Origin of the sequence: Serratia sp. ASV30, assembly GCF_016428815.1 — a bacterium.
In the GTDB taxonomy this organism is placed as follows: domain Bacteria; phylum Pseudomonadota; class Gammaproteobacteria; order Enterobacterales; family Enterobacteriaceae; genus Chania; species Chania fonticola_C.
The window spans coordinates 36,428-52,177 of record NZ_JAELTL010000030.1; the positions used below are offsets into that span (position 1 = coordinate 36,428).

At 54.0% G+C, this 15,750-nt stretch carries 12 protein-coding genes; 1 reads left to right on the forward strand and 11 read right to left on the reverse strand.

Going from position 1 to position 15,750, the window contains the following annotated elements; genetic code table 11:
- Positions 1-774: an adenosylmethionine decarboxylase gene (gene speD, locus JHD74_RS14645; RefSeq protein WP_024529011.1), complete on the forward strand. Its 774-nt coding sequence runs from the start codon at positions 1-3 to the stop codon at positions 772-774.
- A gap of 67 nt (positions 775-841) precedes the next feature.
- On the opposite strand, the gene JHD74_RS14650 is transcribed toward speD, so the two are convergent.
- The 11 genes from JHD74_RS14650 to JHD74_RS14700 all read right to left on the reverse strand — a co-directional run bounded on the left by JHD74_RS14650 (position 842) and on the right by JHD74_RS14700 (position 15,655).
- Positions 842-1,384: a fimbrial protein gene (locus tag JHD74_RS14650; RefSeq protein ID WP_199062971.1), complete on the reverse strand. Its 543-nt coding sequence runs from the start codon at positions 1,382-1,384 to the stop codon at positions 842-844.
- Positions 1,385-1,397: 13 nt separating this feature from the next.
- Positions 1,398-2,516, reverse strand: coding sequence for a fimbrial protein (locus JHD74_RS14655; RefSeq protein ID WP_199062972.1), 1,119 nt, complete (start codon positions 2,514-2,516; stop codon positions 1,398-1,400).
- A 29-nt stretch (positions 2,517-2,545) separates the two neighbouring features.
- Positions 2,546-5,104 carry a fimbria/pilus outer membrane usher protein gene (locus JHD74_RS14660; protein WP_199062973.1) on the reverse strand — a complete coding sequence of 853 codons (2,559 nt, stop codon included), beginning with the start codon at positions 5,102-5,104 and terminating at the stop codon, positions 2,546-2,548.
- A 49-nt stretch (positions 5,105-5,153) separates the two neighbouring features.
- Entirely contained in the window at positions 5,154-5,888 is a 735-nt protein-coding gene (locus JHD74_RS14665) for a molecular chaperone (protein WP_024529007.1), read from the reverse strand.
- A 72-nt stretch (positions 5,889-5,960) separates the two neighbouring features.
- Entirely contained in the window at positions 5,961-6,539 is a 579-nt protein-coding gene (locus JHD74_RS14670) for a fimbrial protein (protein WP_051372359.1), read from the reverse strand.
- A 123-nt stretch (positions 6,540-6,662) separates the two neighbouring features.
- Positions 6,663-7,118, reverse strand: coding sequence for a helix-turn-helix domain-containing protein (locus JHD74_RS14675; protein ID WP_024529005.1), 456 nt, complete (start codon positions 7,116-7,118; stop codon positions 6,663-6,665).
- Between the two features lie 574 nt (positions 7,119-7,692).
- On the reverse strand, positions 7,693-9,888 hold the full coding sequence (locus tag JHD74_RS14680; RefSeq protein WP_199062974.1) for a TonB-dependent siderophore receptor: 2,196 nt from the start codon (positions 9,886-9,888) through the stop codon (positions 7,693-7,695).
- A 22-nt stretch (positions 9,889-9,910) separates the two neighbouring features.
- Positions 9,911-11,236: a lysine N(6)-hydroxylase/L-ornithine N(5)-oxygenase family protein gene (locus JHD74_RS14685; protein ID WP_199062975.1), complete on the reverse strand. Its 1,326-nt coding sequence runs from the start codon at positions 11,234-11,236 to the stop codon at positions 9,911-9,913.
- Positions 11,233-12,981 (reverse strand): aerobactin synthase IucC, encoded by a 1,749-nt coding sequence (iucC, locus tag JHD74_RS14690; RefSeq protein WP_199062976.1) that lies wholly within the window; start codon positions 12,979-12,981, stop codon positions 11,233-11,235. The genes JHD74_RS14685 and iucC overlap by 4 nt, the downstream gene beginning before the upstream one ends.
- Positions 12,978-13,928 (reverse strand): GNAT family N-acetyltransferase, encoded by a 951-nt coding sequence (locus JHD74_RS14695; protein ID WP_199062977.1) that lies wholly within the window; start codon positions 13,926-13,928, stop codon positions 12,978-12,980. Before JHD74_RS14695 ends, iucC begins: the two co-directional genes overlap by 4 nt.
- A complete protein-coding gene (locus JHD74_RS14700) occupies positions 13,925-15,655 on the reverse strand; it encodes an IucA/IucC family siderophore biosynthesis protein (RefSeq protein WP_199062978.1) in 1,731 nt (576 codons plus the stop codon). Before JHD74_RS14700 ends, JHD74_RS14695 begins: the two co-directional genes overlap by 4 nt.
- Positions 15,656-15,750: the final 95 nt, after the last annotated feature.

Below are 15,750 nucleotides of genomic sequence, written 5' to 3' on the forward strand. Positions count from 1 at the left end.
TTGCCAAGGCTCAAGCTGCACGGATTCAATAATCTGACCAAGAGTCTGAGTTTTTGTATCTATGATATTTGTTACGCCGAGACGGCAGAGGAGCGCGACGGCTATATCGCCTACATCGACGAGCAATATAATGCTAACCGTCTGACCGAGATCCTGGTTGAAACCTGTTCGCTGATTGGGGCTAACGTGTTGAGCGTTGCCCGCCAGGACTATGAGCCTCAGGGGGCTAGCGTGACTATTCTCGCCAGTGAGGAGCCGGTAAACCCAAATGGCGTCAAACCTCTCCAGCCAGAGTCCGTTGTGGCGCATTTGGACAAAAGCCATATCTGTGTTCATACCTACCCGGAAAGTCACCCTGGGTGTGGGGTTTGCACCTTTCGTGCCGATATCGACGTCTCGACCTGCGGGGTGATTTCGCCGCTGAAAGCCCTCAACCACCTGGTCCAGCAGTTGGAGTCAGATATTGTGACGATTGATTATCTGGTCAGAGGTTTTACCCGGGATGTGCATGGGGTGAAGCATTACATCGATCATGAGATCACGTCGATCCAAAACTTCATTTCGCCAGAGATACAGTCGTTATACCAGATGGTGGATGTGAACGTTTATCAGGAAAATATCTTCCATACCAAGATGTTGCTGAAAGCATTCGATTTGCATAATTACCTGTTCAGCACCAGGTTGCATACCCTCAGTGAGGCCAGGCAACAGGAGATCGGCAAGCTGTTATGTAAAGAGATGCAGGAGATTTACTCTGGACGAAATATGCCATAGACGGGGTGGGGGTGATGCCTGCTACCGGACAATCGCAGGCATCAATTTGCTTGGTGCACTGAAGAAATCAGTCATAGCTGATATTAAACAGTACCGCACTCTTCACTTTTCCGGGGGTTGCGCGCCCGGTTGCATAATACTCATAGCCGATATCACACTGGCTCCGGTGATCGGCAATAACGGCACAGCCAACGCGTGGGCCAGTGCGTAAATCCAGCGGCTTGTCATTCATCAGAAGCCTGATTTCGACGTTTTCGGCCTCGCCGTTCAGCGTATTGACCAGGTTGCCGGTATCCGGACTGACCGTCGGCCCATTTCCCAGCGTAATATAGGGCGTGTAACCATTGGTACAATGTACCCCACCGATATGGATACTGCCTAGCGAACGGCCATGAGTCATACCGGCTGCGCGTAGGCTCCCCACAGAGACCTGCTGCATCATCCAGTCGTAGTCCTTACGTTTTTGCCCCTCGACGCTGTCAAAATAACAGGTTGCGAGCTTAATGGAGCCAGTGACGTTCAGTATGCCAGTAGAGGCGCCTTCAACGCTGGTGCCGCAGCAAATCAGCACCAGCAGAGACAGTATTCTCTGCGTATTTGTTATCTTCATTCACCACTCCCGATCATTGATAGGTGATCATAAATTCTATTTGGGCATCAGCCCTGCCCGCCCGGATAGGGGTTGAGGTTTGTATATAAGTCGCCTTGACGCCCAGGCTGTAATCGCTGCCGCGGTCTTCAAGGAAGGTGATGTAATTTGCCAGATTGATGTTCTGGTTGAATTTGGCCCATTGGTAGTTGCCGTTTTCCTGCCTGAAGCTCAGTTGGACACCTATCCCTGAGGCTGCGTCACCGGCGGTGGTATTCAGTTTCGAGATCCCGCGTTCAGCATCAATAAATCCGTTGCGCGGCGTCAGCTTGAGGCTGATAACGTTGGGCTTGAAAACGCCGTAAGAGGTTGAACCATAGAAGGCAGGGCAACCCGACAGCACAATCTGGGTCTCGGCGCTGCCTGCCGTGCTGCCGATACCGTTGAACTCATCAGGATAGTGCTCCCCGAGCGGCAGGTAATAATTGTTACCAACGTTGCAGGTCGCCGGGATCGCCGTCAGGTTGCCCACTATCCTCGCTTGTTGATAGACAAAACTTTCACCATTGCCATCGAATGAGGTTTTGAACCTGGGGAGATCGCTGCTGCTAATCGTTCCGCTGCCGATATTGGCGGCTATTTTAATCATTGCAATATTAAAACTGACTGCGGCATCGTCCTGACCGGTAAAGTTGAAAACGCTGTCGCGGCTGGGTGAAAAGAAGGCAGTAAGCCTACCTGGGAGCTGAAGATGGGAGCCGCTGTTACCGTCTGGGGTACCTTGCCACAGGGCTACCCCGACGCCAGAAATATTGGTATTGAACACGGTGGGAAACGTTGCGTCACGGTAGCTGGATTGGCCATGGGGAGCACTGATGACGGTGTTAACCAGGTCATAAACCCCCGCGCGGCACAGCAGACTGGCGCCGTTGCCATTGGTCTGGATACGTTGGGAATAGATCACACTGCCGATGGGAAGATCCTCTCCCACGGTAACATAGCCGCCGATGGTCAATCGGGTATCAAGCGGAGCTTTGACTGCGGAGGAACTATCCCAATCACAACCCGCACTTGCTGCGAGCGCATTCTGTGCATACAGGCTGCCGCAGAGCATCAGTGATATCGCCGTTGCTGAGGCGAATATTCTTTTCATGTTGTTTCTCATTTCGTGTGGGCACTTCGTCATTGGCAGACGCCTTGAATCAACTGCCTGCCCTCTTCAGCGGTGCCTGGCTGTAGCGAATAATGGATACTGCAATGCTCTGCCTGACTATCCCCCCATCTCACTTGCAACACGCCTTTCAGGTCGAGATCGCGTGCCACCACCAGGCTGGCTTGGCCTACAACCCCTACGGCGTTGTTTCGCGCATCATAGACGTTGGCAGCGAAGGGCAGTGGGCTACCGTCCGGTCGCTTGGCTCTGATGTAGGTCACCTTGCCGCGTTTGGTTTCATAATCAAGCAGGACCAATGCACCAGCGCGGGGAGCGGTGGTATTGCGGGTAGACAGCAACTCCACGTCCTGTGAACTGCCCTTGGGGTCGATATCGATCTGATTGAGATAGTAGGGCCGCAGGTAAGGGACGATGGCATAGCCAAAACGGTCGATCTGAACGCCGGGAGCGCTGGTGACGAGAGCGCCTTCAGCACCAGGTGCCCTTATCAGACCACCCGTTTCGCCAAGTGATTGCCCTAAAGTGATACCACCACGGTGGGCCACCAGAGCACCATCCATGCTTGCTGAAACCTGCCGGTTTCCCTGCCCATAGCTATAGTTTGCGCCCATACGGGCAAGGGATGAGCGGTAGCCAACGCCACCGTTGAAAAAGTTGCTATTGCCTTCAGTATTACGGCTGGTGCTGATGACATAGTTAAACTGATTCTGTTCACCCGCATTGCCCGACAGGCCAATCAGGCCAGTGCTCCCCTTGTCGTCGGTAGTACCGGTAGCATTGAGCGTTGGTGCATGGAGGCTCGAGCCTAGCGGTAACGAGAGCGTCAACGCATATTGGGTTTCCCGCCGATTTGCCGTTGTCTCTTCTGTATTTCCTGTGAGTTGACCGCTCAGCGTTCGGTTGACCGAAAGGGTATAGCTAAGATTGCGCCAGAAGTTGCTATAGCCTAGCTGCAGGCCCTGTTGCGAACTGCTCTGGTTCCAATAAGTGGTATGATTGCCGACGGCATACAGGTTTCCCCAACCTTCTCCCAGCGGCTGGTTGACCGAAAGCGTAAACAGGCTACGTTGACGGCCATAGGCATCGATATTTCCATTACGCAGGGCCAGATCGCGCAGTTGGACGGCGTCATTTAAGCTCAGGAAACCGTCGGTTGAGTAACGATAAGCGGCCACGGAGAAGCTGGTTTGTGTTTCTGGATACATCTGGCTGAAGCCGATTCGATAGCTTTGCCCTGAACGCGGATGCTGGTCGGGCAAACGGGTTTTCGCCTGGGTGACATCCAATGAGAGGGCGCCGATGAACGTATTCATGGCACCACCCAATAAGGCCGAAAGGTACCCTTTGCTGGCGGTGGCACCGGTGTAGCCGGTAATGAAATTACTCAGGCCCAACTGGTAGGTCAGGCTGCCAAATTCAGGCTTGTGTGCCAACCCATCATTATTCACTTTACCCGCAGCCACTTCGTAGCGGCTTATCCCTGGCCGCAACATTTGAGTCACTGAAGCATAGGGAACAGTGAAGGATCTGACTTGGCCATTAGCTTCTTCTACTTGTACGGTCAACTCCCCTCCATAGCTGGTGGGGTAGAGATCGTTGATCTCGAAAGGTCCCGGAGATACCGTAGTGGTATAGAGTGTGTAACCATTCTGAGTAATGATCACTCTGGCATTGGTATTGGCTATGCCCCGTACTACGGGGGCGTAGCCACGTAGGGCGTCAGGTAGCATGCGATCATCAGAATAAAGTCTGGCCCCTCGGAAACGTACGCCGTCAAACAGTTCGCCACTGGTAAAGGCGTCACCCAGGATCAATTGAGATTGCAGCGCGGTGACATCGCGGCTGATATAAGACGATGTGCTTTTGTAATCCCCGCCACTCTCTCCCGAGGACCAATTGAGGCTGCCGTTATTTCGCACGCGCCAAGGGCCGAAGTTCAGGCCGTTACGCAGCCCGAGATAGCCGTAGGTGTTGCTGTTTTCCCGCTGTCTTGACTGATAAACGTTGGCGTTGTAGTTCACTATCAAGGCGGTTAAGCCATCCTCCCACAGCTCGGGATTGACATAGCCACGCGTTGTCCTGTTGAGCAGCAACTGCGGTATCGTCAGCGTCAACTTTTGCTCGCCGACATCAAAGCTGACGGTGGCCCCGGGCAGGAGTTCACTGAGTGAACCGCAATAGCCCGCTTGCACTAATGGCGCCAATTGCACGGCAGGGATCTGAGCCAACAGTTTCTCTGCGCTCAAATTGAGCAACGAGAAGAAACTGCCCGGATAGCAGGGAAGGGTTTGCAGGTTATTGCCCGGCTGGGCCTTAAACTGGATTTTTTCATTGCCGATCCGCTGGCCGTTAAGTTCGATCGCCACGGTGTAGATACCAGGAACAACGACGTTACTGCGGCTGAATTGGGCCGGATCGAATGTTCCGACCTTACCGCCAGGGAAAAAACTGGGATCGAATGTCACTTCTTCGGGCGAGTCTGCCGCATAGCTGGAAGTCGCTGAAACCATGGCACATGAAAGAAACCACGTCAGCGCGGTTTTTATTGTCGGTTTACACCTAGTCATAGCATCCTTGATGACTCAGATAAGCCAATACTTCTGAAAAAGGGTTATGTCAGCGGCCTAACGGGTATATTTTTTCAATAAAAGCCCCATAGTCATTAATCGCCTTGGTGATTACGCTATTTGGCGGCACCGCAATAACCTTGTTATCGCGTTTTAGTTGAAAGGTTTGCTCAGAGAAGGGTGCGATCATGCCGCCATCAGTGCCAGCTACCGAGGCGGTGCCGTAGCCAGATACCTGCACGGAGGCATAGCTGATATGGTATGGCGTGGGGTTTTTAGCGAGCAGTTTTTCCCCTTGCCGTTGCCAACTCACCTTATCCATGGTTTCCAGTGATAGCCCTGGCAACGTTGAGGGGCGGTAAAATACCTTCAGGCGATTGCGATAGGCGATGGAGAGGTAATTCTGATCTCCTTTCGACTGGGGAGGGACTTCAAGCACGTTGATCCAATATAGCGTCTCGCGGTCGGTGGCGTGGCTTACCAACGGTGTTGCGGTAATACGTAAGGTTTGCGCCTTGGCGGGTTCAACTCGTGAAACCGGTGGCATGATTATAAAGGGGACATTGCTGTCCTCAGGCGCTGAATTCGCATCGCCTGCATCAATCCAGGATTGCACCAACAGTGGAAAACGGCTTTTATTTTCCAGTTTCAGCGAGACTTCTTTGGCATCACTTGGGTAGATCACGCGCGTACCAGATATGACAATACCGGCATACAAAGAGGAGGAAAAAAATCCGCTTAACAGCAGCGATAGCAGTGGCCAATATTTTTTAATCAAGCGCATAACAATCTCGTCAGTATAGACGTGGCAAATATGGCCCTGTGGTAACAGGGCCATAATCTATTCAGTCAGGTTTTATTGATAAACGATGCTGTATTTAACCGTTGAGGCAACTTGGCCCGGGCCCGCCGCGCCACCTACAGCAACATACTGGCCAAAGTAGGTATATTCGGCAGTTTGATTGACGATGGTTTTCGGCGCATGGTTGTTATTGCCGGATACCAGGTTGATCGGGCTGTTGGTTTCGCCATTCAGGATTTGTACCTGAACATTTAACGCAGGATTGGTTGCTGAAGTATTTTTCAACCAACCGGTCGCATTATCGATAGCCGGGCTAGTTGGTTCAAAATACACTGAAGCAATCTTACCGTTGGTGCAGTTTAAATCAGAAGGGCCACCCAGTCTGATGGTAAATGGCGCAGGCTTGGCCGTGGCACCGGCAAAGCTTAACTCACTGGCACTGACCGTCTCTAAAGGCACGTTCAGATCAACAGCACCATTTGGCGTCTGGTCGTTGATCAGGCAAGTTGCGTCAGTGACTTCGCCGGTGAAATTAATGTTACCACCCGCTACGGTGATGGCAGCGGAAGCCGGAAGCGCAGCAAAGCCGCCGATAGCCAGTGAGAGAGCCATGACTAATGTGGTTTTTTTCATTGCATATGATCCTTGTTAATTATCCTTAAAATACTCTGAGTGTGACATGGAGTGACATCAGAGCCGTCATTTCACTATGGCAGTGAAAATGCTGTTCCCTTTTTTTGGCGATAAGCAATCAAATCATATTTTTTTTATATACAGCGGCGTTACAGAGGCTCCACGTAAGGTATATCCTTTTCCTCGCGAGCTTTTAATAAAATCATCAGCGATACCAATTTTACTTAGCCTTGCTTTTAGCTCGGAAATTACTTGGGTCAATCTGGTGGTTGAGGAGGAGAGGTTATGATTCTCCCAAACCTGTACCAGTAATTCCTGGTTGGAAACATAGCCACAGCTTGCGTGTGCCAATAGATACGTCAGTAACCGCAGCATCGTTTCACGCAGCTTTAGATAGTTGGTAAATCGTTCCTCACCCTGATAGTGATACTCTATCGTATTATAGAGTTTGATTACCGAACCCGATTTGATATCTACCTGATACTCATCATTGATAATATAGCCAAAAAGCAATAACCCACTCTCGCCCGCCTTGGTGATGGGGGCTGCTACATATTTAAATTGACTCGTATCATCCATTATCAACTCCGCCGCATCCGCTGCTAAAACTGTCTGGCTCCGACTTCATAAATTGGAACTGTCATTTCCACACATTGGCTTTATATATTATTGCCTGAAGAGTTAATGTCAATTCATAAAAATAAAAAAATAACCAGAATAAAAAGAATTTAAGTCTTATTGCTGCCTGATTTTTGGTGTTTTTGTTTGTTTTTATCGGATGATTGGCTGGTTTTTGATGTTTAATATCATTACTGTAGGAAATTTAATGCATAAGCATAATGTGCTGTTTTGGGGGCTTTATCGCCTATGGTTTTTGTTTTTTCTTTTAAAAAAACGCGTGAGTGAAGTTAAGGTTGAAATAATCAGTTATCTGACAGATTTGTATTCAGAGGAATCCTAATGACTTTTTATCTTATATTTTATTTTCGCCATTCGCAAGTGGGATGAATCGCAATAATAACAGGTATGTATAGATGTTAAACATATCTATGCTTTTTTATTTATGATTTTAGTCTTGGTGGGGCACGCATTCCTTGTGCGGATGATAAGCAGGCCGAATAGATTAATTCGGCCTGGTGATATCAGAGATGTCTCAGAACAGGACTGAGTAGTTCAAACCAAAGGTGCGGCCACGGCCTTTATAGCTGTACAACTCCGGCGCGCCGTAGGTTGGGCTATACAGGATTGGCGCACGTTGGCCCCACACGGTGGTGTAGTCTTTGTCCAACAGGTTCTCTACGCTGAAGCTGACCTTGCCTACCGGCAGGGCATAGCTGCTGAGGACGTCAATGGTGTTATAGCCGTCGAGCTTGCGGCCCTGGCTGTCGGAAACGTCGAAGGTTTGCTGCGACTGCACGCGCACCGTCCAGTCACCCGGTGCCCAGTTGACGTAGGCGGTGGCTTTCGACGGGCTGGCGGTGTCGACGGTCAACTTCTCCCATTTACCATCGGTCTTGGTTTCCGACTTGATCAGGTTGAAGGTGGCACCGGTGCTCCATTCGCTGTCATCAAAGAAGTAATCCACCGCGCCTTCCATACCATAAATCCGACGTTTGTCAGCGTTCATGTTGATGGTCATATCGGTTTTGTTGATGGTGATGGTCTTGTCTGACAGGGAATAGTAGGCCGCAACCTGGGTACGCAGATTGTCGCCATTGTAGCGCCAGCCCAGCTCGTAGGAGTCGACCTTGATGCCGTCCAGCTTGGAGTCATTGACGTTGACGCTTTTTTGCAGCTGATAGTGGCCGTTCACCAGCTTATAGGTGCCGGAGCCGTAGTACTTGGCCAGATCCGGGATCTCAAACCCTTGTGAGAAGTTGAACCAGGTCTGCTGGCGTTCTGTCAGATGGGCCAGCAAACCGGCGTTGAACAACGCGTTGTTGTAGTCGGTTTTACCACCGGGCACGGCATCGGCAGAGGTCGCCAGGCCGTTGGCGATCCCTTGTTGCTGTGCGTAGCCAACGAAATCATCCACCTTGTTTTCGGTGTACTGGTAGCGCACGCCGCCGCTCAGGGTAAACATCGGATCGATGTCGTAGCTGGCCTGCATGAACTGTGCCAGGTTAGTGGTGGTATAGCTCGGGTAGCGGCCGACGTTGTAGGCATTTTGCAGCGTCATCCCGCCAGACTGCTGGGCCTTCGCCAGATTGAAGAACTGCTGGTTGGCATTGAAGCTTTCATGGTCGGCATCGAAGCCGTAGGTCAACGTAAGGCTGTCGATCGGCTTGCTGTTCAGGGTCAGCTTGCCGCCGTAGAAATCGGTTTTCTGTTGCGAAGCGCCGATGCTGGTTACCTTGCCGCCGCTCAGGGTAGGGAACGGATAGAAGGTCAGCGACTCATCACGATAATACACCTGCGCCACCAGATCCTGGCCCCAGAAATCGGTGTTGGAGTATTGCAGGTTGATCAGATGGCGCTCGGTGCCTGGAATACGATCCGAATCCAGATTACCGCTGTTGTAGGCCTGCCCGCTGCCGGTCACCGCCGAGAAGTTTTGCCCCAGATACAGGCCGTGCTTACCGTCTGACTCGCTGTTGAAATATTGCGTGGTCAGTTGCAACTGCTGATGATCGTCGATATTGATGGTGCCGGTGCCCATCAGGTCGATACGATCGGAGTATTGCAGGCCGGTTTGGGTGTTGTCGATCAGCACCTCGTCGCCTTTGCCGTCATACCAGCCGCCGTAACGCTGATAGGAAACCGACAGGCGGCCGGAAGCCTTATCGGTGCCACCGCTGACCGCTGCCGACACGTTTTCATCGTGATCGCTGCTGCTGTTAAAGCCGGTTTTACCGCCAAGCTGGAGCTCAACCTGTTTTTCTTCCTGGCCCTTCTTGGTCACGATGTTAACCAGGCCACCGGTGCTGCCGCCGCCGTACAGCGAGGTAGCCCCGGAAATCACTTCAATATGGGCAATGTTGAACGGATCGATTGAATCGAGCTGGCGGCTGTCACTGCGCGATGAGTTCAGGCGCACACCGTCGATCATCACCATCATCGAACGGCCGCGCAGGTTCATGCCGTAGTTGGTACGGCCCTGACTGCTGACGTCCATGCCCGGGATCAGCTGCGACAGCACATCCTTGATCTCTTTACCGCCCTGCACCTGTTGCTCAATTTCCTGGCCTTCGATCACCCAGGTGGTCTGGGCCATTTCCGCTACGCTGCGGTGAGAACGGCTGGCGGAAACTACCAGTTGGTCATCATTTTTTTGTTCTTCTGCCCAGGCCGTTGGTGCGAGCATTGCCAACAGGCAAGGGTTTAGTACCCAGAGGTGTCTGCGTTTCATTGTTGTTCAAACGTTTCCATGGTTAGTTAAAGTTAAAGATGGCGTCGTGTGCAGTTTGGGCGGTGACCGCTGCCTGCTGGCTACGCCATTGGATCACAGCCGGGGTGGACGTTAAGTCGAACCAATCGCGTCCTAATGCCCGGTTGAGAATACGGGCCGAACGCCAAGCCATCAGGCTGAGCTGGGGTTCGGCAATGCCATGACTGTGCATGCCGGCATTAACGGCAAACAGACAGTTTTCGCTCGGCCCCTGCCATTCCAGGGTGAAATCCGGCGTGATGCGATACTCATCGTTCGCCGTGGTCAGCAGGCGATTGGCCAGCGGTGCGAGAAACGCCGGGCGGTCTTGCTGATAGCCGGTGGCGAAGATCACCACGTCGCAGTCGAAGGTTTCCTTGCCCTGATCGAGATGGTGATGGGTGACCAGCTGATAGCCATTGCCGGATGCGTGCATCGCGGCCAATGAACGGCTAGGCAGCAGGTGGGCCCAAGGCTTTTCTCGTAATACTTCAAAGCGGTGATACATCGCCTGGTAAATCGCCAGCAGCGATCCGCTAGTGATACCGTCCGACGTCATTTTCTGCTCGGTCAGCATGCGCTGCTTGGCGCTGTCGCTCAGGGTGTAGAAGCTTTCTACATATTCCGGCGTGAAGTACTCATTAGCGAAGGCGGCTTCGTCCAGCGCGTTGTAATTGTTGCGGCGTGAGATCCAGTTCAACTGCTTGGGCTGGCCCCACTCGGCGCGGAAAATATTCAAAAACAGATCGGCACCGCTTTGGCCGCCGCCGATCACGGTGACGCGTTTGCCGCTAAGATCCGGGTTACGCAGGCTCATTTCGCTGGCATGGAAGCAGCGATCGTTTTGCTCGCTGACGCAGTCTGGCAGTTTGGGGCGTTTACCGATGCCTAGGCAGATATGGCGGGCACGGTAGATATCGCGCTGGGTGGTGACAACAAATTGGCGTTGCTGGTCGTCAAAATCCACGCTGCGGATGTCTTGGCTGAACTCGAGCGTCTCCAGCCCGTTAGCCGCCCAGTCGAGATAGTCGGCGAACTCTTCGCGGGAGACCGTACGCTGCTCGGTGGTCAGGAAGCGGTAGAACTTCTTCCTTTTCACCAGGTAGTTGAGAAAGCTGTACGGGTTGGTCGGTGAAACCGCGCTGACCAGATCCTTGAGGAAACTGGTTTGCATATGGCAGTCCGGCACCATCATGCCGGGGTGCCAGGAGAAGTGCGGTTTACGTTCGAAGAACTTGCTGTTAAAGCCGGTAACCTCACTGCCGAGTGCGGCAATGCTCAGATTGAATGGGCCGACGCCGATGCCGATGAAATCCAGAGGCTGATTCATTGGGCAAACTCCTTGGAGACCAAATAAAGAGGGTTATCCAGATCTTGCAGATAGTTCGGCAACATGCGGCTGCCGCCATCCTGCTCTGAATAGGTGAGTTTCACCGGGTTGAGTACCACGCGAATAATCTGCGGCTTGAAAAGGTCGAACAGGGCAAAGCGGTCGGCCAACTGCGGATGCTGCGCCATATAGCGCTCCAGCACCTGTGCCAGCACTTGATAGAAACGCGGTTCGCTTATGCCGCAGCCGCTCATCAGCGGCGAAATAAAGCGCAAAACGGTGACGAAATGCCCGGTTTGCAGGTCATGGATCAGATAGTCGGCAGGCAGGCGCACCGTTACGTCTTTTACCACCTGTGGCAGTGAAGCGGCCTGTGAGAAGTCCTGATCTACCAGGCGCATATCGCCCTGGAAATCTTTTAGCAGTACCCGCTGCGGTACATGGTCTTTCATCACTAGTGTGATGTTCTGGCCGTGGGCGATCAGCGCCACCCCGTAGCAGCACATCAGGTGGTACATCGGCAGCACCACCGCCTGGAACATCTGCGCCAGCCACGCCTCTGCGCTCAGGCCGGAACGGGCAATGTAGGCAGCGATCAGCGGCTCACCCTGATTGTCGGTTTCCATCAGCGTAGCCATCAGGATCGCCTGCTCGCCCGGTTGCAGATAACAGGACGGGTTTTCACGCCAGATCACCCCGAGCATTTCCTGATAACGATAGGGGGCCTTGGGCAGTGCGCCGTAGGTTGGGTGGGCCAGATAGCCCGCCGCCGGTTCACCCAGGATCTGGGCGCCGCTGGCCTGCAAGGTGCTGTCACTGGCGAAAATCTGCTGTAACCAGCGTGAAGCCGCAGGCCCGGCGCTGATGTACTTGCCCGGAATGCCGCGATAGCAGGAGGTGTTGTAAATGGTCAGCGGCAGCTTGATATCGAAGGGCACCCGGCGGCTGGTATTGGTCAAAGTGCGCAGGGACTGCTGAGCCAGATAGCGATCGCCAAACTCACCCAGCTCGACCAGTTCACCGCTGGCCAGCTGTGGCAGGAAATGCAGAGCGATTTTTTGCTGCCATTGCCATGGATGCAACGGCACCGGCAGCCAATCGTTATTCAACTTCAGGTCGTGCCAGCGGCGGTCAAAGCGCTGGCGCTCCCCGCTGTCCATCGCGCTGTTGAGCAAGTTTTCTAGCGGGAAGTCCTCGTCAATGCACCAGACAAAGCTGCTGCGTTTGGCGGCCACCCAGTGCAGCTGGAACTGGCCCTGATATTCTGGCGCATACTGTTGCAACGCCGTCAGCCCCCAGCCACGACGCCCCTTGTTGAAGACGAACTTCGGGTGACCTGCCAGCAGGCATTGCAGCGCGTCGGCATCCAGCGCAATCAGATCGTTGGCACTCATCCCGTGGCGAGCGGTGAGTAACTGCATGTCACCGCGTAACGTGGCATACAGATCTTCCAAATGTTCGGCGATCTGCGCATCGTCCATCTTCAGCACCTGCGCCAGTTGCCGCAGCGTTTGATCGGCGGCCAGCGGCAGGCCATCGCAGCTCAGGCTGTTGGCGTCGATGTGCAACCAACCCCAGATCCCGCGTTTGGCGCTGAAGCGGTAGGTCGCATCACCTAGCGCAATCTGCCATTGCCCGTCGTGCTCCTCGGCCTGCAAAGTGCGCTCATACTCCAGTTCCGCCAGGATCTTGGCGATCATCTGCAGGTTAACGCGTTGCCAATCGGCGTAATCGTGGCGGCTCATACCTGTCCCTCGCGGAAGAAGTCATCACGCTGGTTCATGATCAGCCGTGAACGCTTATGGGGGAAATCAAACTCTTTCAGCGTGTGGTAGCCAGCGGTGGGCAGATGGCGGAACAGCCGCTGATTGTCTGCGCGTGGCTCGGCCACGACGCGAGTGGTGCGAGGTTCATCCAGGTATAAATAGTGGGTCAGGCCACGTAGCCAACTGCGGATGTACTGTGCGCCACGCCAGTCTTCTTCACCGACCAGCATGTGCAGGCCGCGATCGAACGGCTGCCAGCGATAGTGGCGGCCAATGCGATCTTCGGGTGCCCAGTAAACTTCGAAATAGCCAAACGGCTGGTCGTCAAAGCAGCCCAGCAACGGGTAGCAATAGCTGGAATCCAGCTGGCGCTGTAAATAGGCGGCCTGGACCTCGAGTGGGCCGCTCATTTCCCAGAAGGCGTCAACGCGGGGGGAGTTCATCCAACGGGTGAACTGCTCGGCGTCGCGCTCCACTTCGGGCAAACGGAAGCTCAAGCTACGTTTGATTTGCGGATCGTAGCGGCGATACACCTCACCGCTGGGCCGTGCAGGGCGCTGCGGAAACCACAGCTCGCGCTCGGCATCGTAATGCATTTGGCCGCCAGCGGTATGGCGTTCGGCGATCAGCCACAGCGGCAGTTGGTAGAAGGTTTCACGGGCCAGGTAATCACCACAGGCCTGGGAGAACAGTGCCAGAGCCTGTGGCTCCTCACGCCATTCGGCATAGGGCAGGGCAATGCCGCTCAGCTGTGGAGCCGCGATCAGCAACTGATCCAACGCCTGAATCAGCCAGCCTGCTGGCAGTGAGCCTGGGTAATGCAACGTAGCGCTGCCGTCCAATCCCAGGCTAAGGGACAGGTTTTTCCCCAGCAGTTCGCAGCGGAATCCGCTGGTGGCGTGGACAATCTTGGCAACGGGCATCATTGAGCGGCCTCCACGCGCAGCGGATTGGTGAAGTCAAAGTAGATCACCGCCGGATCGACAATGGTGTTCTCATTGTGATCGTGCAAATAGCAGAAGAAGTTGCCCTTGCAGTTCCAATGTTGGCTGTCGAGGACATAGTCCAGGCAACGGGTATTTTTCGCCGTGTTACGCAGCGTGGTTAACGCATCCCGTACTCGTCTCATCAGGCTCTCTTCACTGTCGAACCCTGCTGCTGCCATAGCGGCGGTAACGGCCAACGTCGAATTCACCAGCAGGTAGTAGGGGAAGTAGCGTAACAACTGCTGCTCGCTAAAGCGGTTCTCCGCTTCGGCTTCGCCGATTTCATCCAGCCAAGGCGTGGCATCGCGGGTAAAGCCGCTGCCCTGGCAATCGCGGTACAGCATGCCCACCGGCAAGTCCTGCTGCATTTCCACCAGAATGTTTTGCTGATGGGCCAGCAGTACCAGGCCGTAGTCGGCTTCGGCGCTGAACAGCGGTAGCAGCACCTGCTGGCAGTAAGCGTCCAGCCAGCAATGGGCGGCCTGCTGCAATGGCAAGTGCAGGCGGGCAGCCAGGCGGCGCACTGCCGCAGCTAACAGGCTATCGCCACCGTCTGGCGCTGCTTGCGTCAAGGTGACCAACACGTTGGTTTGATTCTGTGCCTGGCCGAACAGCAGGTTATCGCGCAGCGCCATCAGGCTCTCTTCCTGGATTGTGCCGTCTGCGGAGCGTAACCCGGCCCAGCCATCTTCCTGCATCACGCGCATCGTTGGATAACGAGCTTGCAGCTCCTGCCAGCGGGGGGTCTTTGCCAGACGTGCGAGACGCATGCCGCGTTTCACTTCTTTGACCGACAGGGTACGCACCGAGTTGGTTAGCCGTACGCTGAGGGAAAACTTGATCATGTCGCGGCTGCCCGCGTGATATAGCGAACGTGAAGAGCTGGTTGGCAACCAACGCTCACCGGCCTCACCCAGATCGCACAGCTTGTGCTGCTCGACCAACTCGCGGCACCAGCTTTGTGTCAGCAGATAATCGGCCTGCCATGGATGCATCGGCAGCAGCCAGACGTCATCGGTAAAATGGCCTAGCAACTGTGGTGCGCTTTCTGCGGCGAAGCGTTGCAGGCGCTGCTGTAACGTCAGATCCAGGCTGTCGCCACACAGGTGGCGCTTTTCTACCGCAAACCAGCGCAGGGGGAAGCTGCCAGCAAAATCTGGCAGATAGCGCTGTGCCTGCTGATGATCAAAGGGCTCATGGGATTTCGGAGCCGGGTGGAAGGCATGGCCAGCTAATAACCCCTGTTCCGCCTGGGCAAAATTCAGCGGCTGGTCACGTAGCTTTGGCCAGTCCAGCCGGATGGCGATCGCCTGTTGGGTATTGTCATGACTTTCCAGCACTCGCTGGCGAAAGCGTGCCAAAACCTCCTCACTCAGTTGGCCTTTTATCGCCGGTTTGGCCAGCAACAGCGTAACCAAACGCTCAAAACTCAGCGCTTCACCGTTGCCATTCAGGCAGGCGGGGAACTGATATTGATGATGTTGGGTTGGCGAGATATGCCGTAATGGAATGCGTATAAACTGGCTATCCGAAAGTGGGAGATGTAGCTGAGGAGGTTGGCTATTGGTTGCCGGCACGATGTGCCAGTCCCGAGTTTCACGCATTAGCGCGTTGAGGAAACATTGCGCAGCCACATCGGTTGCTGCGCTTGCTAACTGGATGGTCATGACCCTTGTCACTCTGGAGCGATTGAGAATGATTCTTATATCAATAGTTCTTATTATTATCAATCACCGCATGATACAATTTTTTGATTAATTAC

Bases quoted from the DNA above. Each gene is read 5' to 3' on its own strand.
- JHD74_RS14650 (WP_199062971.1), bottom strand. From the start codon at position 1,384: ATGAAGATAACAAATACGCAGAGAATACTGTCTCTGCTGGTGCTGATT.
- JHD74_RS14655 (WP_199062972.1), bottom strand. From the start codon at position 2,516: ATGAAAAGAATATTCGCCTCAGCAACGGCGATATCACTGATGCTCTGC.
- JHD74_RS14660 (WP_199062973.1), bottom strand. From the start codon at position 5,104: ATGACTAGGTGTAAACCGACAATAAAAACCGCGCTGACGTGGTTTCTT.
- JHD74_RS14665 (WP_024529007.1), bottom strand. From the start codon at position 5,888: ATGCGCTTGATTAAAAAATATTGGCCACTGCTATCGCTGCTGTTAAGC.
- JHD74_RS14670 (WP_051372359.1), bottom strand. From the start codon at position 6,539: ATGAAAAAAACCACATTAGTCATGGCTCTCTCACTGGCTATCGGCGGC.
- JHD74_RS14675 (WP_024529005.1), bottom strand. From the start codon at position 7,118: ATGGATGATACGAGTCAATTTAAATATGTAGCAGCCCCCATCACCAAG.
- JHD74_RS14680 (WP_199062974.1), bottom strand. From the start codon at position 9,888: ATGAAACGCAGACACCTCTGGGTACTAAACCCTTGCCTGTTGGCAATG.
- JHD74_RS14685 (WP_199062975.1), bottom strand. From the start codon at position 11,236: ATGAATCAGCCTCTGGATTTCATCGGCATCGGCGTCGGCCCATTCAAT.
- iucC (WP_199062976.1), bottom strand. From the start codon at position 12,981: ATGAGCCGCCACGATTACGCCGATTGGCAACGCGTTAACCTGCAGATG.
- JHD74_RS14695 (WP_199062977.1), bottom strand. From the start codon at position 13,928: ATGATGCCCGTTGCCAAGATTGTCCACGCCACCAGCGGATTCCGCTGC.
- JHD74_RS14700 (WP_199062978.1), bottom strand. From the start codon at position 15,655: ATGACCATCCAGTTAGCAAGCGCAGCAACCGATGTGGCTGCGCAATGT.